Genomic DNA, 19,634 nt, shown 5'->3' with positions numbered 1-19,634 from the left:
GCTTGAACAACCTGCAGCAATAAGGTAAGATGACAACAATAAGTGCATGCCACGGTGGAGTTGATGATGATGCGCGGCAAGGGTACGGAGCGATGGGGGACGTATGAGCCCTTTCACCTCATGCTGAATAACTACAGGGTCGCCAATATTGTAATTTCGAACCACGCCAAAAGCCGGTATATGGACCGGATCAGTCTGGACAGCAGTGATGCCGGGGAAGAGATTGCCGCATGGATGTGGCAATGTCTCAAGCAAAAGCGGATCAAAGCCTATTCGCACAGCGAGTATAATGCATACTTGATTGACGACGATCTGGTCATGATTGCCGAGTTCAACAAGCTGGAAGACGAAAAAAGCCTCTCGGGACAACCCCTTTACAGCATGATTGTTGTTTCGTTCCTGGGCAAAGTATCGCTGACCCCCCAGCTGCGGGAACTGCGGAGTTATTATACGTGGCTGCGGAATTCCCGCCGGATCAAGCTGATGAAGCGAAGGCGTAAGCGCAGATAGCTTGGTTCATACACGACAAGAAGGCATGCGGCTTAGCCGTGTGTTCTTTTTTTGACATTCGTACAAGAAGGAGCAGCAAAGCATGAATTTTCATCAGCTACATATCTTTTATACGGTATCCGAGCGCGGCAGCTTCTCGGCGGCAGCCCAGACGCTGCATATGACGCAGCCGGCGGTGACCATGCAGGTGCAGGCACTGGAGGATTATTTCGGCACGAAACTCTTCAACCGTTCCACCAAAAAAATTGTATTGTCCGAGGCCGGGCAAACACTGATGCCCTTCGCGCTGCGCAGTATTCAGCTGATGCGGGAGACGGATCTTGCGATGTCCGCATTTACGCATATGCTGGAGGGGCGGCTGCAGCTGGGAGCCAGTCTGACGATCGGCGAATATGTGCTTCCCCGGCTGCTGGGTCCTTTCGGAAAAGAATATCCCAATATATCCATTATGATGAAAGTGATGAACACCACGCAAATTATGGAGGAAATCAACAAACATCAGTTGAACTTTGGACTGATCGAAGCTCCGGTAACTCATCCCGATATGGTCATTGAGCCGGTTATGGGGGATGAGCTGAAGTTAATTGTGCCGGCGGAACATCCGCTCGCAGACCAGAATGAGGTTACACTTGAGGAAGCGCTCCGCCATCCGTTTGTGCTGCGTGAGCGGGGCTCCGGGACGCGGCGTGTCATGGAGGAGCAGATGCTGGCTAAAGGCCTTGATCCGGCAGCAATGACAGTGGTTATGGAGCTTGGGAGTACCGGTGCGGTAAAGTCCGCAGTGGAGGCGGGCCTGGGCATCACCATGATCTCCACCTCTTCAGTCAAACATGAGGTAGCCCTCGGTCTGCTCAAAATCGTCAACATTTCGGATGCCTCCTTCAAAAGACAATTTTATGCGATCCATTTAAAGTCCACGCTGCTGCCGATTTCGGCGGTGACGTTTCTGACTTTTTTGCGCCAGCATACGAGTGAAGAGACGTAATTGAGGCTTGGAGGGAGAAAAGTGAGTATTCAACTGATTGGAGAAAAGGTTACTTTGCGTGATATTACGGAAGCGGACATCCATGAAATGTATTTTCACTGCTATGAGTCCGATGACCGCGAACATTTGAAATGGAACGGACCTTATAGGACTCAAGAATGGATCAGCTACAAAGAATTTGCCAGGAAATACGAACCTGAGGTAGTGCTAACAGGCACGGACATGCCACGCAATCATCTGATGATTGAGATTGAAGGTGAACTTAAAGGGACCGTAGGACGATACTGGGTCTCTGAGGTCACCAATTGGTTCGAGATCGGTATTGTAATCTACGATTCCAACTACTGGTCAGGGGGATATGGTACAGAAGCTTTTCGGTTGTGGATGGGATATCTATTCAATTCACTTGATACGGTGCGTTTGGGTATTGGGACTTGGTCTGGCAATGAGCGTATGATAAGGCTGGCGGCAAGATGCGGGATGATCGAGGAAGCGCGTGTTCGGAAGGCGCGTATCGTGCGCGGTGAGTATTTTGACGCCATCAAAATGGGCATTCTGCGGGAAGAGTGGGCAGCAGCCGAAAGCCATAGGATTTCAGACGGAGGTACCATACATGGATAAGGATCTGAAAATGACTACAAAAGCGGACAACGGCACGCAGCCTCTCTCCGGGGACTGCGATCTGCATACGCATACCCAAGCTTCCGACGGCATGCAGCCGCCGGCTGAGAATGTGCGGCTGGCCCGGGAAAAGGGTCTTGCTGCCGTAGCGATAACCGACCATGATACGGTAGCCGGTATCGCTGAAGCTCTGGAAGCTGGACGCACGTATGGGATTACAGTTGTGCCCGGTGTAGAAATCAGCACACGCGCTGGCGGGAAAGATATTCACGTGCTGGGTTATTACATTGATCCTGACGACCCCCTGCTGCGCTCACGTCTGGCTGATCTGCGAAATACCCGTAACCAGCGGAATGAAGCCATACTGGCGAAGCTCCGGGCGCTGGGGATAGAGATCACGCTGCCGCGTGTTATTGCAGGCCTCGGACGTGAACTGAAACCGGACGAGAGCGTCGGCAGGCCCCATATTGCCGATGAGCTGGTCCGGCTGGGAGCAGCCAAGGACATGCGGGATGCCTTTGACCGTTACCTGGCTGAAGGAGCGGCAGCTTTTGTGTCGCCTCCGCGAATCACGCCGGAGGAAGCGGCCAAGTGGATCAATGAAGCCGGCGGCGCTGCGGTATTGGCCCATCCCGGTCTTTATGGCGATGACGGGCTGGTTCGGGACATTGTTCAGCGGTCGGGGTTAGCGGGAATGGAGGTCTATCATTCCGATCACGGCCCTGCCGAGGAGGAACGTTATCTGGCCATGGCCAAGGAGTTTGGCCTGGCGGTGACCGGCGGCTCGGATTTTCACGGAGCGCGGCAGGGCGTGGTTTTTCATGGGGAGCTGGGTAGTAGGACTGTTACTGTGGAAGTGCTTAGCGTACTGAGGGCTTCGCTGGGCAACCGGAACAAGGAATAACAGGCAGACGGGGCGGCGCCCCGAACAGAAGCTGCCCCCAGTAATAAGAGGCTGTCCCAAAAGTAGTTTTCTACGAGCGGAGACAAACCACGTTCATTCTCAAAACCGTAAAATTCAACAGAACAGCGATTCTCCTGTTATTGAAGGATCGCTGCTCTGCGTTTTTGGTCATTTGCAGCTTGCTTCAGTAGATTATGAGCAAGCGAAAGTCATCCGACCTTAAGCGACACTTTTTCCATGCCACGAAGCAGAAATCTCCGGAAGTCCCGGTTGTTCTTCAGTTGGCCAAACACCATCCATTGGCAAGCAAAGTTGGTTCATGGTATATTGGATGTACAAAAGAAACCTCTCCTTTGGAATGGTTGTGTGGTAACTCCATTTTACCAAAAGAGTGGTTTCTTTTTTGCGCTTTTTTAAGAATGTAGATACGTTTCCCGCTTAAACAGCGGAGAGAACGGAACGACCCGCGGAAAAGCGATAGCGTTCGCCTTTGTGTCCGGATTTTTACCACTAAGAGAAATAAATAAAATTCTGGACACAACAGCGATTGGAACAACGGTCCGTTCGCGGAGCGTCCTCACCGAGCGCAACCGTCTATCCAACTCCAAAAACAAGGGTTGTCCCAGTAGCCATTTCATGGCTTTTGGGACAGCCCCTTTTTGGTACAGCAAGGCAATCAGCTTTTGAAGATATTCGGCAAACCCTTAATCCGCTCCTCATCCGGGGTAACGAACAGGGTCTTCTGATGATCATAGATAACAAACCCCGGCTTGGAGCCGCTTGGCTTGCGTACATGACGGATCAGGGTATAGTCCACAGGCACACTGCTGGATAATTTGGCCTGACTGAAATAGGCAGCCAGCTGAGCGGCCTCTTCAAGTGTCGTGTCGCCAAAGGTTTCGCTGCGGATAACGACATGGGAGCCCGGAATATCTTTGGTATGCAGCCAGGTGTCATTTGATGATGCAAGCTTGTTGGTAACATATTCGTTCTGCAGATTGTTTTTGCCGACATAGATGTCGATGCCTTCAGACGAAGTAAATACCTGCAAGGTTGGGCGTGTTGTTTTTTTCTTCTTTTTGCCTTTTTTGCTGCGGTCGCGCAGGTATCCCTGGCTGACGAGCTCCTCGCGGATTTCATCGATATCATGAAGTGAAGCATGGGCGAGCTGCTGGAGCAAATTGTCCATATAGGCGATTTCCTCATGGGTCCTCAGCAGCTGCTCATTGATGATCAGCAGGCTGTTTTTGTATTTGTTGTACTTTTTGAAGTAACGCTGCGCATTATCCGACGGAGTGAGCAGCGGGTCCAGCGGAATCCTGATTTCGGCCTGATTCTCATCGTAATAGTTAATAAGAGAGGCCTCTTTGTCGCCTTTGGATACAGCATGCAGCGAAGCAAACAGCAGCTCGCCCCAGATCCGGTAGCGTTCGGCATCCTGGGCTTCATCCAGATCCTTTTGCAGATTGGCCAGCTTCTTAATGTTTTTGCTGCGTTCATTGCCGAGGAAACGGATCAGATCGCTTACCCGCTGCTTGACGGTATCCCGTTCCGCCTTGTCCCCGTAGAAATCCTCCAGGCACTGGCTGATTGAGCTGTATGATTTCACAGGTTCTCCGATAGACGTCAAGGAAATCGCCGAGAACATCGGTTTGCCTTTGGGATTACGTCCGGATACAGGGGAGAAGCGGAACTCGCGTACAGGCTCCAGAGCGGAGTCAAAAGCTTCCCACAACGCCACCGGCGGTTCTTGTCCGGCAGCTCCGGGAGCCCCCCCAGCCTGCAATATATGGCTGCAGCGTTGAACAATCTCTCCGGCGATCAGCGGACTGATACCGCTGAAGGCGTGCACCATCCAGCCCGCAGGGTCTGACGATGGGGCTGGTCCTCCGGAACCGTCTGCTGGCTGCGGCACCGCTTCGCGCTGAATTAAATTCCCCAGCTCCCCCTCAAATTCCAAACGATCGTCTTCAGCCTCGGGTTCCGGCTCCATGCTTCTAAGCAGTGCCGCTTGCTCTGCTGCAGCAATCAGCTTCAGGAACTCAGGCTTGTGTATGGATAGAGGGTCCAGCTTGTGCTGCTCAGGAGGCTGCGTATAGGCAACACCGGGCATCACTATCCGGTAGCTGCTGATGGACGGCGTGACATGATGGATGCCGTCAATGATGATGCCGGATGCCAGGTCTGTAAGAATGATATTGCTGTGCCTTCCCATCAGCTCGATAATGAGTTTTTTGGCCGACACGTCGCCGAGCTCGTCCCGGGTCTTGATGGTTATTTGAATGATGCGTTCCATTCCCACCTGCAGGATGCTCTCAATGGTGCCGCCTTCGCAGTGCTTGCGGAGCAGCATGCAGAACATGGGAGCTTCGGCAGGGTTAAGGGTACTTCTTTCGGTCAGATGCAGGCGCGGGTATGTAGGATTCGCGGACAACAACAGCTTTCCGCCTCCCCCGGAGCCTCTCAGGGTGAAAATAAGGTCATGAGTGCCGGGTTGATATATTTTGCTGATGCGTGCCCCTGTAAAGGCTTGCAGTTCGTGTACGATCGCTCGCGTAACAATGCCGTCCAATGCCATGATAAAGTTCTCCTGTCGCCTTAAAATTAAAATCTTACTTCTCTATGATGCCACACTTTATCGTGTTCGCGCAAAAGGAGAGCTGCATGCGGTGATATTTTGGGACGACCCTGAATAGACTGGGTCATGAACAGGTGGAAAAGCTGTACGCTACCGAAAGTCAAGAAATGTGGTGGGAGGGGAAAGAAAAGCTATGGAACAAAACAGTTGGCACCGGCTCGGTGCAGAGGAACTGCAGGGAATGTTCAATGTTCAGCCGGATAAGGGTCTTAGCGGAGAGGAGGCCGAAGAGAGACGTAAACAGAGCGGGAGCAATGAGCTGTCGGAAGGGAAAACAGCTTCCCCGCTGCTGCTGCTGCTGAACCAGTTCAAGGATTTTATGGTACTGGTGCTTATGGGGGCTACTTTGGTATCCGGGCTGCTTGGTGAATACCTGGATGCGATTACGATTGTCGCGATTATTCTGCTGAACGGAGTTCTCGGATTCGTGCAGGAGTTCCGGGCCGAGCGTTCGCTCCGGGCCCTGAAGCAGCTGTCTGCACCGTCTGCTAAAGTGCTTCGCAATGGCACGAGCGAGATCATCCCGGCCAAAATGCTGGTGCCCGGAGATATCGTGCTGCTCGAGAGCGGGGACCGGATACCGGCGGATGTGCGTTGGCTGGAGTGCAGCGCCCTGTATGCCGAGGAATCTGCACTGACGGGGGAATCGCTGCCTGTATCCAAACATGCCCTGCCGATTCATGCTGAGGAGATTCCGCTCGGTGACCAGAAGAACATCGGTTTCATGGGCACAATGGTTACAAGGGGAACGGGAAAGGCGATTGTGGTAAGAACCGGTATGGACACGGAGATGGGCAAGATTGCCGATCTCATCCAGAATACCGAATCGCAGGAAACACCGTTGCAGCACAGGCTGGAGCAGCTTGGCAAAATCCTGATCTATGTCTCGCTGGGCCTGACCATTGTCGTCGTTGTTGCCGGTATCCTGCACGGACAGCCGGCCACGGCCATGTTCCTGGCCGGCGTCAGCCTTGCCGTAGCGGCCATTCCGGAGGGCCTGCCGGCCATTGTAACCATTGCACTGGCCCTGGGCGTACAGCGGATGATTAAGCGCAAGGCGATTGTACGCAAGCTGCCCTCGGTGGAGACGCTGGGCTGCGCCTCTGTGATCTGTTCAGACAAGACAGGCACCCTGACCCAGAACAAAATGACGGTAACCCGGTTATGGACCGGAGGACGCGGCATGGACGTTACGGGCCAGGGGTATGAGCCGAACGGGCAGATTCTGCTGAATGGCCGTCCCGTCGATCTCAAGAATGACCAAAGTCTGCGGCGCCTGCTTCAGGTAGGGGCTCTTTGCAACAATGCGGAGATTGTAGAGACGTATCCGGCGGAGCAGCGTGGCAAACGCAAATCCAAGGAGAAAGTGGCGGAAGCCGAAAATATAAATGAGAATCCTTCGACTTGGGTGCTGAAGGGAGATCCGACAGAAGGGGCGCTTGTCGCTTTGTCCGCCAAAATGGGGCTGAACGCCCAATCGCTGGCGGTCACCTATACCCGCGAGCAGGAGTTCCCGTTCGACTCGGAGCGAAAGCTGATGTCTGTGATTGTCGGGCATCCCGGCGGACGGATGCTCTGCACCAAGGGGGCGCCCGATGTCTTGCTCAGCCGCTGTGCATACATGCTGTGGGAAGGCGCGGTTGTGCCCTGCACACCAACACTCCGGCAGAGGGTTATGGATGCCAATGAGGAAATGGCGTCCGGGGCGCTGCGGGTACTCGGCATGGCCTATCGGGATTTGCGCCAGAATGAAGTTGCCGAGAATGAGAAGGACGCTGAAAGCCAGCTGATCTTTGTGGGCCTTACCGGAATGATTGACCCGCCGCGCCGTGAAGTACGGGATGCGATCAGCATTACGCGCCGTGCAGGGATCAAGACCGTAATGATCACCGGAGACCACGGGACAACGGCGGAGGCCATTGCCCATCAGCTGGGGATTCTGCAGCGCGGCGGAACTGTATTGACCGGGAGCCAGCTGACCCGTATGGATGATAAAGAGCTGGATAAAATGTCGGACAGTGTGTACGTGTATGCCCGCGTTTCGCCTGAACACAAGCTGCGGATCGTCAAGTCGCTGCAGCGGCACGGCCACGTGGTGGCCATGACCGGAGATGGGGTCAATGATGCGCCGGCCATCAAAGCGGCGGACATCGGGATTTCTATGGGGATTACCGGAACCGATGTCACCAAGGAGGCGTCTTCCCTCGTTCTGGGCGATGATAATTTCTCGACTATTGTTGCTGCGATTGAAGAAGGACGGAATATTTATGAGAATATCCGCAAGTTCATCCGTTACCTGCTAGCTTCCAATGTCGGAGAGATTCTGACCATGTTCTTCGCCATGATGATGGGTTTGCCGCTGCCGCTCGTGCCCATTCAGATCCTGTGGGTCAATCTGGTGACCGATGGGTTGCCGGCAATGGCGCTTGGTGTGGATCAGCCAGAGAAGGACTTGATGGAGCACAAGCCCCGCGGTGCCAAGGAGAATATTTTTGCCCGCCGGCTGGGCTGGAAAATTATCAGCCGCGGCTTTCTGATTGGCTTATGCACACTGGGAGCCTTCTGGCTCACCCTGCGGATTGCACCGGAGAATCCCGCACAGCTGATCCGGGCTCAGTCTGTGGCTTTTGCAACGCTGGTCATGGCGCAGCTGATCCATGTCTTTGACTGCCGCAGCTCCCGCTCCGTGTTCCACCGCAATCCGTTCCAGAACAAATACCTGGTGCTGGCAGTATTGTCCTCCGTCGTGCTGATGGTTGCCGTGATGTATCTGCCGCTGCTGCAGCCTGTCTTCAAAACGGTGCCGTTAAGCTTCCGTGAATGGTGCCTCGTCCTGGTGGCCGCCGGTATCCCGACCTTCGTGATGGGCGCAGGCAGTGTATGGGGCGGCAAACGTAACCGTAACCGCACCCGCGGCCATGGCGGTAACCGGACGATGATAAAAAGTACAAAAATTTCGGCATAAAGTCAATAGCAATGCTCCACTTCTTACGTTATGCTTGTTGCAGTCAACGGCTCGTACCCGCTGTGCAGCAAAATCTTGAGCGCATAGCGCCAACATAACCTTTTATAGGAGTGGAAATGTCGATGGAATTTACAAAAATGCATGGTTTAGGCAACGACTTTATCGTTGTATTTGGAGAACAGGAGCTTCCCGGCAATGCTGCCGAGCTGGCGGTAACTTTGTGCAACCGGTTCTTCGGCATCGGAGCGGACGGTTTGGTGTACATTCTTCCTTCCGAACGCGGGGATTATATGATGCGGATTATGAACTCGGACGGCTCGGAGGCTGAACAATGCGGAAATGCGATCCGGTGTGTTTCCAAATATGTCTATGAACATGGCCTAGTGAGCTCGGAGCAAATTGTGATTGAAACGATTGGTGCAGGGGAACAGAAGGTTACGCTTTCGGTCAAGGATGGACAGGTGGAGACCGTTACGGTCGATATGGGGGAGCCAGTGCTGTCCGGCCTGCAAATTCCCGTGGCCATCGATGCCGAGCCGGTGCAGGATCAGCCCATTGAAGCGGACGGGACGGAATTCAGATTTACAGCCGTATCTATGGGCAATCCGCATTGTGTGATTTACGTTGACGATGCCGTATCCTTTGATCTTGCCGCTTGGGGGCCGAAGCTGGAGGTTCACCCGCTGTTCCCGAGAAAAGTAAATGTCGAGTTCGCTACGGTTGTGGACCGGAGCCATGTCGATATGCGCGTCTGGGAGCGCGGTGCCGGACCTACATTAGCCTGTGGAACCGGAGCCTGTGCAACGCTGGTGTCTTCCGTGCTGAATGATCTGACGGATCGTGCAGCCTGGATTAGCCTGAAAGGCGGCGATCTGTATATTGAATGGAATGAAGAGGACAATCATGTGTACATGAGCGGCCCTGCTGAGGTGGTATATACGGGTTCAGTGGATATTTAAACACGATAAAGTAGTCTTCTATTTCTAAGAGAAACGGTTACCCTCCTCTTCCAGAGGACGGCGTAGCCGTTTCTTTTTGTGTTGCCGTTAAAGCCCCTGCTGGAGAAGCCGAATAATGGAAGGGCCGGCGGTGAATAATACGGTTAGTGCAGGAAAGGGGAGGGGCGGATGAACATCAAACGATCTGCAAGCCGGAAAGCGGGAACCGGAGAATCCGCTTCGCTTGAGTATTCCGGCCCCAAACTGACCGACAATCTGCAGCAGACCCTGGAGAATATCGTAACGGAGCTTGGAGATGCGCCGGATCTCAAAATCCGCCGGGTCCGGCTGAGCGGCGACCGGAATGTGTTGGCTGCAGCGGTCCACCTAAGTGAACTGGCCGACACTACCGCAGTGAATGAGTTCGTCATCGGCTCCCTGCTCGATCAGACCGGCGAATGGAACGCTGATACCTCCGCATCCGCGGACACCCTGCCGGAGCTTATTTTAAGCCATGCCCTTAACGTCGGGGAAGCGGTGCTGCAGGAAGACTGGAAGGAGATCATGCTGGCCATTCTATCTGGAGACACTGCCATTCTGCTGGAAGGATACAGTGTTTCGATTGTGTGCCAGACCAAAGGCGGGGAATCACGCCAGGTCAGCGAGTCTACGGCACAGCTGGTGGTGCGCGGTTCCAAAGACAGCTTTGTGGAATCGGTCGCCACCAATGTTTCATTGATCCGCCGCAGGATCAAGTCTTCCAAGCTGCGCCTGGAATATATGCAGATTGGCACCGTTACCCGTACCCATGTGGCCCTGATGTTCATTCAGGAGACAGCGGATGCGGATCAGGTGGACGAGGTCCGCAGGCGCCTGGCGAAAATATCGATTGATGGCATTCTGGAGTCCGGCTACATTGAAGAATTGATTCAGGACAAGACCTTTACGCCTTTCCCGACAATCTACAATACGGAACGCCCTGATGTGGTGGCAGGCAATCTCTTGGAGGGGAGAATCATTGTCATTGTGGACGGCACGCCTTTTGTGCTGATTCTGCCGGCTGTATTTACCCAGTTTTTTCAGTCGGCAGAGGATTACTCGCAAAGATTCGACATCGTTATTCTGATGCGTCTGATCCGCTATATCAGCTTTATCGTATTGATTCTGGGGCCTTCCATTTATGTAGCCTTGACTACATATCATTATGAGATGATACCCACGACGCTCCTGATCAATTTACTCGCCCAGCGCGAGAACGTGCCTTTCCCGGCTTTTGTGGAAGCTATGCTGATGGAGATCACCTTTGAGATATTGCGCGAAGCCGGGGTGCGGATGCCCCGTGTCATTGGCCAGACGGTATCGGTCGTCGGTGCGCTCATACTCGGACAAGCCGTTGTCGAAGCCGGAATTATTACGCCGATTATGGTAATCGTCGTGGCTCTGACCGGAATCGCAAGCTTTGCCATTCCGGCTTACAATCTGGCGATTGCCGGGCGGATTATTCGTTTCGGATTCACTCTGCTGGCGGGGATGTTCGGATTCTATGGCGTGACTCTGGGTCTGATTGTGCTCGTGGCACACATGAACAGCCTTCGTTCTTTCGGGATTCCTTATTTGTTCCCCTTTGTGCCGCTCTCCGTCAAGGGACAGAAGGACACCATCCTGAGACTGCCGCTGTGGGCCATGAAGCCCCACCGGTCTCCACAGGAGGCCCGTGAGGACAGACCGGCTGGCACAAAGGTCACTTCAGGCCACAAGGAGAATCTAGCTCCCCAAATCCGCCGGAAAAGCGACGGGGATACGGCTGGGGGAGAAGTTGGACAGGAAGGTGGATGGGATGAAAACAAGAGCTAAAGCTGCTTTTTCGGTCTTGCTGGTTTGTTTGCAGCTGATGTTTTTCCTTAGCCTTACCGGCTGCTGGGACAGTGTAGAGCTGAACCGGAGAGCCATTGTATCCGGAGTAGCGATTGACCGGGGGCCGAATGAAGAGCAGAAATATGTCATCTCCTTTCAAATTATCGTCGCCGACGAAATTTCCGGGGAGAATTCCAGGGGCGTTTCGCCGGTAACCCTGTATACGGGGCGTGGACGCACCATGTTCGAAGCCCTGGCGAATGCCTCCCGGCAGACGGCTCGTTTCCTGTCTCTTGGACATGTAAGAGTTCTGGTCATTTCGGAGGCGTTCGCCCGGGAAGGGATCAAAGGTATCATGGATGTACTGGAACGGGAAAGCGATATGCGGCTCACCACATTGTTCTTCATCTCCAAAGGACAGCCGGCAATAGACTGCATGTCTACCCTGACGGTATTTGGCAAAATTCCTTCCAATGATCTGGTGGAGAAGCTCGAAACTACCTCCAAACAGTTCGGCTACAGTTATAAAATGGAGGTGGACGATGTGATCAGAGGGATTCAGACCATAGGGGGAGGTCCGCTAATCAACGGGGTCTATGTCAGCGGCGCCAGGAGCAAAGCCGATACCAAAAAGAATCTGGAAACTATAGAACCGCAGGCGATTATAAGGATTAAGGGGCTGGCGGTATTTAAGGACGATAAGCTGAAAGGCTGGCTGGAAGGAGAGGCGGCGGCGGGGGCTGCTTTAATAAGGAATAAAATTAAACATCTTCCCGTGATCATCAAAATGAAGGATGGCTCCTATGTTTCCTGTAATGTATATCAGTCCCAGGTGCATATTAAAGCAGAACTTACGGACCCCGAACATCCCGTTTTTTCCGTCAGAATCACCCAGCAGGCAGCGATCAAGGAATCTTCCAATGATTTGGAGCTTACAGACCCTCAGGTGCTTAAAGACATCTCCGTGAAGATTGCCGAGGTTACGCATCAACAACTGGAGACGGCAATTGTTTCTACCCAAAAGCTGAAAAGTGACGTGCTGGGCTTCGGCGAGGTTCTAGAACGGAGCCATCCGCGCGGCTGGAAAAAGATCAGAGACCGCTGGAGCCGGATTTATGCCACAAGCAGAATTGAGATTGCGACGGAAGCGGTGATCAGGCATACGGATATGCGCACGGATTCCTTCCAGGTCAATAAACCGGAATAGGAGCGGAGGTCAATAAAGAGATGAACATCAGGATTGGGTTGATCCAGTTTTTTTCGATAACTCTTTTGTTTGAACTGGGCACGGCATTGGTTGTTAATCTGGGCCTGGAGGCGGGCAAAGACGCATGGCTGTCCATTTTGACGGGAACAGTGATCGGTGTGATTGTGTTCATGGGTTATGCCTATCTGTACTGGACTTACCCGAAACTTACTCTGACAGGCTACACCCGCAAGCTGCTCGGTAAATATATCGGCATACCGGTTTCGCTGCTCTACATCATTCTTTTTCTGAATTTGGCGGGGCGCGATTTGCGGGACGGGAGCACTATGCTGGCCATGGCCACCATGCATAATACACCGCTGTTCATCATCAGCACCTTAATGATCCTGTCTGTTGCCTATGTGCTGCATAAAGGTGTGGAAGTGCTGACGCGGACTTCTCTGGTGTTTACGTTTATTGTCCTGCTGATCGGCATATTCTGTACGCTGCTGCTCATGCTGTCGGGTTCCATCCATTTGCATCGCCTGCTGCCTGTTATGGAGGACGGGTTGAGGCCGATTGCAGCCGCGGTGCTTCAGCAGAATTACATGTTTCCTTTTGGAGAAATGATCAGCTTCACGATGCTGATGCCTTATCTGTCCAATGTCAAAAAAGGCCCATGGGTGATCGCAGCCGCCATCCTGACCTCAGGTCTTCTGCTCAGCTTCACCATGGCCCTGAATATCTCTGTACTGGGGGCCGATATCGTTTCCCGCGCCCCCCTGCCGCTGATGCCGGTCATCAGCAAGATTAGCCTTTCCGATTTCATTCAAAGGGTGGATGTCTTTGTTGTTATGGTGCTGATAATCGGCGTTTTTTTCAAAATTGCCGTCTTTTTTGCCGCCGCCATGATCGGTATTTCGGAGCTGTTCGGATTGCCTTACCGGAGAATGCTGTATCCTTCTGCGTTAATCATTTTGTTCACATCGATGCTGGACGCCCGCAATTTCACCGAGCATTTGGAAGAAGGGGGCAGGCTTTTGTACAGGGTCTATCCGATATTTGTCCTGCTGATTCCTGCCATTCTTATGGTTCTGGCCGCCATCCGGCATCACCGCTCAGCTCCCCGCTCCGGGTAATTGCCAGTGAACCAATAGATCAGATCCGGAAGGAATAGTGCGAGCAGCATGAGGCTCGCTACCAGTTTTTCGGAGAGGGTGTACAGCAGATAATCCAGAATAAAAGCGATATTGCCCAGTCCATATCCGAACAGCCAGTCACCCAGGTACAGATAGCCAAGAGACAGGACAGAGAGCAGCAGGATCACTGCATATTTGCGCAGCAGCAGTTTCCTTATTTTTTTCTTCATGGGACAGCTCCTTTGGCGGGGGATACCGCTAGTATGAAGCATTTGCCGCAGCGTCATACACAGTGGAAGGAGCCGGTGTGCCGCTTTTACGTGTGAAAGCTTATCAAGCCTCCCGATTTATGTTACATTAGTATGAAACTAATGTCAGGGAGGTCTTGCAGTGAAGCCGGATTTACGTTCCGCATGGGGAAATAAAGTGCTGGTTGGCGATGGAGCGATGGGTACCTTTTTATATCAAAAAGGCTTCCCTGTCGGCATCTCCTACGAAGAACTGAACCTGACCTCTCCGGAGGTCATAGAAGAAGTGCACCGCAGTTACATAGAAGCGGGAGCCGTGCTGCTGGAGAGCAATACCTTCTCCGCGAATTATGACAAGCTGTCCAAATACGGGCTGGAGTCCAAAGTTGAAGAAATTAACCGTGCCGGAGTAAGGATTGCCCGCCGTGCAGCCGGAACAAACGGATATGTGGTTGGGGCGGTTGGCTCCATCCGTTCAGGCAAGCGGGCGAATCTGTCTTCCTCCGAGCTGAAAAAATATTTCACGCAGCAGATTGCCGCCTTGCTTGATGAGGATGTCGACGGCATCATGCTGGAGACGTTTTATGATGTAGAGGAGTTGCACCTGGCCCTGCGAACGGTCCGCAAGCACAGCGCCCTGCCGGTCATTTGCCAGCTGGCGGTGGATGATTCGGCGCGTACGCTGGACGGGTTGACGCTGCCGGAAGCTTTCCGCATTCTTGAGGATGACGGGGCGGACATCATTGGATTTAATTGCCGAACCGGGCCCAACGGCATGAAGAGAGCACTTAAACATCTGCAGGGAAGTCTCGTGCTGCCGGTCTCGGTCTATCCGAATGCCGGTATAGCGGATTATGTGGACGGAGAATACCGTTATGGGGCGTCGCCTGAATATTTCGGGCAAATGGCCCGGACTTTCGCCGAAATGGGCAGCCGGATTATCGGCGGCTGCTGCGGCACCACGCCGCAGCATATTGCCGAAATCTCAGCCGCCCTGCGCGAGTACGTACTACAGCCTTTGCCGGAGCCGACGCTACGCAGTGTGGAGCGTGTGACGCTGCAGGAGCATTTGGGTGAGGATCAAGGGAAGGACGGCGGCGAGCCGACCCTGGTAGACCTCGTCAAAGAACGCCACACAGTAATCGTGGAGCTGGACCCCCCGAGGGATCTGGACATCGCCAAGTTCATGAGAGGGGCAGAGGCGCTGCGCCGGGCGGGTGCGGATGCACTTACCCTTGCGGACAATTCACTGGCCGTGACCCGGATGAGCAATATGGCTCTCGGTTCCCTTGTGCAGGCGCGCACCGGTCTGCGGCCTCTAGTGCATATTGCCTGCCGCGACCGCAACCTGATCGGAACACAGTCGCATTTGATGGGCTTTGACGCGCTGGGCATCGACCATGTGCTTGCCGTGACCGGTGACCCGGCACGATTCGGCGATTTGCCGGGCTCCAGCTCGGTCTATGATTTGACTTCTTTTGAAATTATCCGCATGATAAAACAGCTGAATGACGGGATTGCCTTTTCCGGCAAGCCGCTGAAGCAAAAAGCGAACTTTGTTATTGGGGCCGCCTTCAATCCCAATGTCAAACATCTGGACAAGGCTGTGCAGCGGCTGGAGAAGAAGATTGCCTCCGGTGCGGATTACATTATGACCCAGCCCGTGTACGACAAGGAATTGATCGCGAATATTGCCAAGGCTACCGCGCATTTGGATATACCGGTGTTTATCGGCATCATGCCTCTGGCCAGCGGCCGCAATGCGGAGTACCTACATAATGAGGTGCCGGGCATTCAGCTCTCCGAGGAAGTGCGGCAGCGGATGAGCGGACTGGAAGGAGAAGCGGGCCGGGCCGAGGGTGTGGCCATCGCCAAAGAGCTACTGGACGCCGCCACCGAATATTTTAACGGGATCTATCTGATGACCCCTTTTATGTTCTATGAAATGAGCGCAGAGCTCCTGGAGTATGTGTGGGAGAAGTCCGGACGCAAATTGTCCCCCTTGTTTCGCTAGTAAGAATCAATTACAATAGTGTAATGGATGTGATTCCGTTGTCATTTAGCATGACCGGATACGGTCAATCTTCCCTGCAATTCGGCGGCTACAAGATCAGTGTCGAGGTCAAATCGGTAAACCACCGCTACTGTGAAGTTGTACTGCGAATGCCCCGGGATTGGACGGGTTATGAGGATATGCTGCGAAGAAAGGTCCAGCAGCATATCAAACGGGGGCGTGTTGATGTTATTATCAACCGGGAGCTGGACGAAGAAACGGCTGCCGGGCCGGTACTTAACCGGTCTGCCGTGAAGAGTTATCTGGAAGCGGCGGAGCTGCTCAGGCTGGAATTCGGCTTGACAGGCGAGCTGAGTCTCCAGGAGATTCTGGCGTTGCCCGGCATCATGGATAATCCGGAGAGTTCGTCAGCACCGGCTGCCGCCGGGGAGGCATCCGATTATTCAGAGGTTCTGGCAGCCGGGCTGGAAGAAAGTCTGCAGTCCCTGCTTCTTATGCGGAACCGTGAAGGCAGATATCTTGCGTCTGATCTGGAGGGACGCCTGAATCATTTAGAGGAGCTTCATACCGCAATGGCCGAGCTGGCTCCGCATGTGGTCACCGAATACCGCGACAAGCTGCGCCAGCGGCTGCGTGAGCTGAATGACGGAACGTTCCCTTTTGACGAGCATAAATTCGGAATGGAAATTGCAATCTTTGCCGACCGCTGCAATATCGATGAAGAACTGACCCGGCTGGACAGTCATTTTGAACAATGCAGAACCCTGCTGAAGGGGGATGAACCCATTGGACGCAAACTGGATTTTCTCATACAGGAGATGAACAGGGAGACGAATACGATCGGTTCCAAATGCAATCATTTGACACTGGTAGGCTATGTGCTGGAGATGAAGGCGGAGCTGGAGAAGATTCGTGAACAAGCTGCGAATTTAGAGTAGCAGGGTTATTGTATGAAGCAAAGATGTAATTCATGGGGGGAACAACCGGAACATGGCTATCAAACTTATCAACATCGGCTTTGGGAATATCGTATCGGCTAACCGTATTATTTCCATAGTCAGCCCGGAATCTGCACCGATCAAACGGATTATCCAGGAGGCCAGAGACCGGCATATGCTGATTGACGCCACTTACGGCCGCAGAACCCGCGCCGTAATCATTACAGACAGTGATCATGTCATCCTCTCGGCGGTTCAGCCGGAGACTGTCGCCCATCGTTTATCCAGTAAAGACGATGATAATGACGAATAAGATTAAATGGAGTGTACTATGTCAAAAGGATTGCTGATCATTTTATCCGGACCGTCCGGTGTAGGTAAAGGAACTGTGTGCACGGCCCTGCGGCCGAAGATGCCAGAACTGATCTATTCGGTTTCTGCCACCACACGCAGTCCGCGTATGGGCGAAGAGGACGGCGTCAACTATTTCTTCAAAAGCAGAGAGCAATTCGCGGACATGATTGAAGGCGATCAATTGCTCGAATATGCGGAGTACGTAGGCAATTATTACGGGACTCCGCGTGACTTTGTGGAAAGAACTCTCGAAAGCGGAAGGGATATTATTCTGGAGATCGAGGTTCAGGGAGCGCTCAAGGTCAAAGAGAAATTCCCCGAAGGCATTTTTGTGTTCCTGCTGCCCCCGTCCATGGACGAGTTGAAAGACCGCATACGTGGCCGCGGCACAGAACATCCGGATGTAATTAACCACCGCATGTCCGTGGCGGAAGATGAGATTGGCCTTATGCGCCACTATGATTACGCCGTGGTGAATGACGAGATCGATCTGGCCTGCAAGCGAATAGAAAGCATCATTATCGCCGAACATTGTAAAGTGAGATAATGGTTCCGGAAGAAGAATTGCCGTATTAACAGTAAATGACGAAGAGGTGTCTATGTGCTATATCCATCTATTGATGAAATGATGACCAAGGTTGACAGCAAATATTCGCTCGTGGTTGCAGCAGCAAGACGGGCAAGACAATTGCGCGAAGGCGGCAAGACGGAGATCAAGGCGCCGAAATCTCATAAATATGTCGGTGTTGCGCTGGAAGAGATTTACGAAGACCGGATTACGGTAACCCGCGGCGAAGAGTAGGACCTGCCGGCATTTGCCGTTTTCGGGGATCAAAACTTTGAGATATAAGCAATTTATAATCTACTGTTGTAAATTGCTTATATTTTTAGGTTTGACCTGCAGCAACTTAACGATCATAAGCCCGGACCGGGCTGTTCCTGACAACCGGAAGGTTGTTATTTTTTTCTCCAAATATCAATAAAGGGAGCGCTTCTTAGGCTTACCTGGTATTTCTGCGGGAACGGGGACATTTATTAGGATCATGGAGCAGCCGTTATGGCAGGCAGATGAAACATTCTGGAGGACAGGGAAGAGGGGGAGATCATGTTGAATAGCTTAAAGGACAAAACGATACTGCTCGGAATCACCGGGGGAATTGCTGCATACAAGGCTGCTACCCTGACCAGCATGTTGGTCAAAAAGGGAGCAAAGGTCCATGTCATTATGACGGATTCTGCCAAACAGTTCATCACGGAGCTGACACTGCAGACGCTGTCCAAACAGCGGGTATACAGTGACACCTTTCAGGAACGCGATCCCGCTTCCGTGTCTCATATTGATTTGGCAGATGCCGCTGATCTGGTCCTGGTTGCTCCGGCTACTGCCAATATGATCGCCAAAATGGCCCATGGTCTTGCAGACGATATGCTGTCCACAACGCTGCTTGCGACGACAGCTCCGATTATGGTCGCTCCGGCGATGAATGTCCATATGTACCAGCATCCGGCTGTCCTCAGCAACATTGAGCTTCTGGCCAGCCGCGGTGTTCAGTTCATTGAACCGGGTTCGGGTCTCCTGGCCTGCGGCTATGTGGGCAAAGGAAGACTTGAAGAGCCGGAGGAGATTGTTCGGGTAGTTGAGGCTTTTTTTGCGCGGCAAGCCGAGGCGGCAGCCGGACCATTGGCAGGGCGGAAGGTGGTTGTGACCGCCGGAGGGACCGTGGAACGGATTGATCCGGTCCGCTATATCTCCAATGATTCATCCGGCAAAATGGGTTTTGCCCTGGCCCGCGCCGCACAGGCGATGGGTGCAGAGGTCACTCTGGTCGCGGCGCGTACAGATGAAGCACCGCCGCAGAACCCGGGCATCAAGGTCATTCGTGTTCAATCTGCACAAGAGATGTATGAGGCGGTTACCGGAGTATGGGACGGCTGCGACATGCTGATTAAGGCAGCGGCTGTCGCGGATTACCGCCCCAAGGAAGCAGCGCCCTCCAAGCTCAAAAAAAGCGGAGACACCATGACGCTTGAACTGATAAAAACAAAGGATATCCTGGAGACGCTGGGTTCCACGAAGCAGCAGCAGCTGCTAATCGGCTTTGCCGCCGAAACTGGTGGTGCTGAAGCGTATGCCAGAGAGAAGCTGGCCCGTAAGAATTGTGACCTGATCGTTGCCAACGATGTGGGGACCCCTGGCGCCGGCTTTGGTCTGGATACCAATATTGTTTCTATTTATGACAAGGATGGCTTGGTGCTTGAGCTGCCCCTGTTGTCCAAGGATGAGGTGGCAAAGCAGCTGCTGACGCTGGCTGTGAAACGCCTGCCCGGAGCTGAATAGTG

Annotated in this window: 17 protein-coding genes and 1 pseudogene; 15 read left to right on the top strand and 3 right to left on the bottom strand. The window is 53.2% G+C overall.

Features of this window, described 5'->3' with window-relative positions; genetic code table 11:
• Positions 1–69: 69 nt before the first annotated feature.
• From IEY53_RS16270 to IEY53_RS16255, 4 genes are all read left to right on the top strand, one after another.
• Positions 70–510 (top strand): hypothetical protein, encoded by a 441-nt coding sequence (locus IEY53_RS16270; protein ID WP_189026811.1) that lies wholly within the window; start codon positions 70–72, stop codon positions 508–510.
• Positions 511–592: 82 nt separating this feature from the next.
• Positions 593–1,495 (top strand): selenium metabolism-associated LysR family transcriptional regulator, encoded by a 903-nt coding sequence (locus tag IEY53_RS16265; RefSeq protein WP_189026701.1) that lies wholly within the window; start codon positions 593–595, stop codon positions 1,493–1,495.
• A gap of 21 nt (positions 1,496–1,516) precedes the next feature.
• Complete coding sequence (locus tag IEY53_RS16260; protein ID WP_189026699.1) at positions 1,517–2,116, top strand: GNAT family N-acetyltransferase; 600 nt, start codon at positions 1,517–1,519, stop codon at positions 2,114–2,116.
• A 10-nt stretch (positions 2,117–2,126) separates the two neighbouring features.
• Complete coding sequence (locus IEY53_RS16255) at positions 2,127–3,020, top strand: PHP domain-containing protein (RefSeq protein WP_189026810.1); 894 nt, start codon at positions 2,127–2,129, stop codon at positions 3,018–3,020.
• Between the two features lie 137 nt (positions 3,021–3,157).
• On the opposite strand, the pseudogene IEY53_RS36305 reads toward IEY53_RS16255, so the two are convergent.
• Positions 3,158–3,313 (bottom strand): annotated as a pseudogene (locus IEY53_RS36305) (transposase); the annotation flags it as partial.
• A 383-nt stretch (positions 3,314–3,696) separates the two neighbouring features.
• Positions 3,697–5,598 carry an Rqc2 family fibronectin-binding protein gene (locus IEY53_RS16250; protein WP_189026697.1) on the bottom strand — a complete coding sequence of 634 codons (1,902 nt, stop codon included), beginning with the start codon at positions 5,596–5,598 and terminating at the stop codon, positions 3,697–3,699.
• Between the two features lie 193 nt (positions 5,599–5,791).
• Between IEY53_RS16250 and IEY53_RS16245 the strand changes: the two genes are divergently transcribed.
• The 5 genes from IEY53_RS16245 to IEY53_RS16225 all read left to right on the top strand — a co-directional run bounded on the left by IEY53_RS16245 (position 5,792) and on the right by IEY53_RS16225 (position 13,740).
• Positions 5,792–8,623, top strand: coding sequence for a calcium-translocating P-type ATPase, SERCA-type (locus IEY53_RS16245; protein ID WP_189026695.1), 2,832 nt, complete (start codon positions 5,792–5,794; stop codon positions 8,621–8,623).
• 122 nt (positions 8,624–8,745) lie between these two features.
• Positions 8,746–9,582 (top strand): diaminopimelate epimerase, encoded by an 837-nt coding sequence (gene dapF, locus IEY53_RS16240; protein WP_189026692.1) that lies wholly within the window; start codon positions 8,746–8,748, stop codon positions 9,580–9,582.
• A 168-nt stretch (positions 9,583–9,750) separates the two neighbouring features.
• On the top strand, positions 9,751–11,415 hold the full coding sequence (locus IEY53_RS16235) for a spore germination protein (protein ID WP_189026690.1): 1,665 nt from the start codon (positions 9,751–9,753) through the stop codon (positions 11,413–11,415).
• A complete protein-coding gene (locus IEY53_RS16230; RefSeq protein WP_189026688.1) occupies positions 11,399–12,622 on the top strand; it encodes a Ger(x)C family spore germination protein in 1,224 nt (407 codons plus the stop codon). Before IEY53_RS16235 ends, IEY53_RS16230 begins: the two co-directional genes overlap by 17 nt.
• A 20-nt stretch (positions 12,623–12,642) precedes the next feature.
• Positions 12,643–13,740, top strand: a complete 1,098-nt coding sequence (locus IEY53_RS16225) for a GerAB/ArcD/ProY family transporter (RefSeq protein ID WP_189026686.1) — start codon at positions 12,643–12,645, stop codon at positions 13,738–13,740.
• Here IEY53_RS16225 and IEY53_RS16220 read toward each other — a convergent pair.
• Positions 13,713–13,970 (bottom strand): hypothetical protein, encoded by a 258-nt coding sequence (locus IEY53_RS16220; protein WP_189026685.1) that lies wholly within the window; start codon positions 13,968–13,970, stop codon positions 13,713–13,715. The two genes, IEY53_RS16225 and IEY53_RS16220, sit on opposite strands and share 28 nt — an antisense overlap.
• Before the next feature lie 160 nt (positions 13,971–14,130).
• Between IEY53_RS16220 and IEY53_RS16215 the strand changes: the two genes are divergently transcribed.
• From IEY53_RS16215 to coaBC, 6 genes are all read left to right on the top strand, one after another.
• Positions 14,131–16,002 carry a bifunctional homocysteine S-methyltransferase/methylenetetrahydrofolate reductase gene (locus tag IEY53_RS16215; protein WP_189026683.1) on the top strand — a complete coding sequence of 624 codons (1,872 nt, stop codon included), beginning with the start codon at positions 14,131–14,133 and terminating at the stop codon, positions 16,000–16,002.
• 38 nt (positions 16,003–16,040) lie between these two features.
• On the top strand, positions 16,041–16,940 hold the full coding sequence (locus IEY53_RS16210; RefSeq protein WP_189026681.1) for a YicC/YloC family endoribonuclease: 900 nt from the start codon (positions 16,041–16,043) through the stop codon (positions 16,938–16,940).
• Positions 16,941–16,992: 52 nt separating this feature from the next.
• Entirely contained in the window at positions 16,993–17,253 is a 261-nt protein-coding gene (gene remA, locus IEY53_RS16205; protein WP_006209218.1) for an extracellular matrix/biofilm regulator RemA, read from the top strand.
• Between the two features lie 18 nt (positions 17,254–17,271).
• The gene (gmk, locus tag IEY53_RS16200; protein ID WP_189026679.1) at positions 17,272–17,841 is read left to right on the top strand and encodes a guanylate kinase; all 570 of its coding nucleotides are present in this window, start codon (positions 17,272–17,274) and stop codon (positions 17,839–17,841) included.
• Between the two features lie 54 nt (positions 17,842–17,895).
• Positions 17,896–18,096: a DNA-directed RNA polymerase subunit omega gene (gene rpoZ, locus IEY53_RS16195; RefSeq protein ID WP_189026677.1), complete on the top strand. Its 201-nt coding sequence runs from the start codon at positions 17,896–17,898 to the stop codon at positions 18,094–18,096.
• 303 nt (positions 18,097–18,399) lie between these two features.
• Positions 18,400–19,632 (top strand): bifunctional phosphopantothenoylcysteine decarboxylase/phosphopantothenate--cysteine ligase CoaBC, encoded by a 1,233-nt coding sequence (coaBC, locus tag IEY53_RS16190; protein ID WP_189026675.1) that lies wholly within the window; start codon positions 18,400–18,402, stop codon positions 19,630–19,632.
• Positions 19,633–19,634: the final 2 nt, after the last annotated feature.

This window comes from Paenibacillus albidus (assembly GCF_014644435.1).
GTDB classification, from domain to species: Bacteria; Bacillota; Bacilli; order Paenibacillales; family Paenibacillaceae; genus Paenibacillus_AQ; species Paenibacillus_AQ albidus.
The sequence above is the reverse complement of the archived record's forward strand: the minus strand, read 5'-3'. Positions and strand labels throughout refer to the sequence as shown.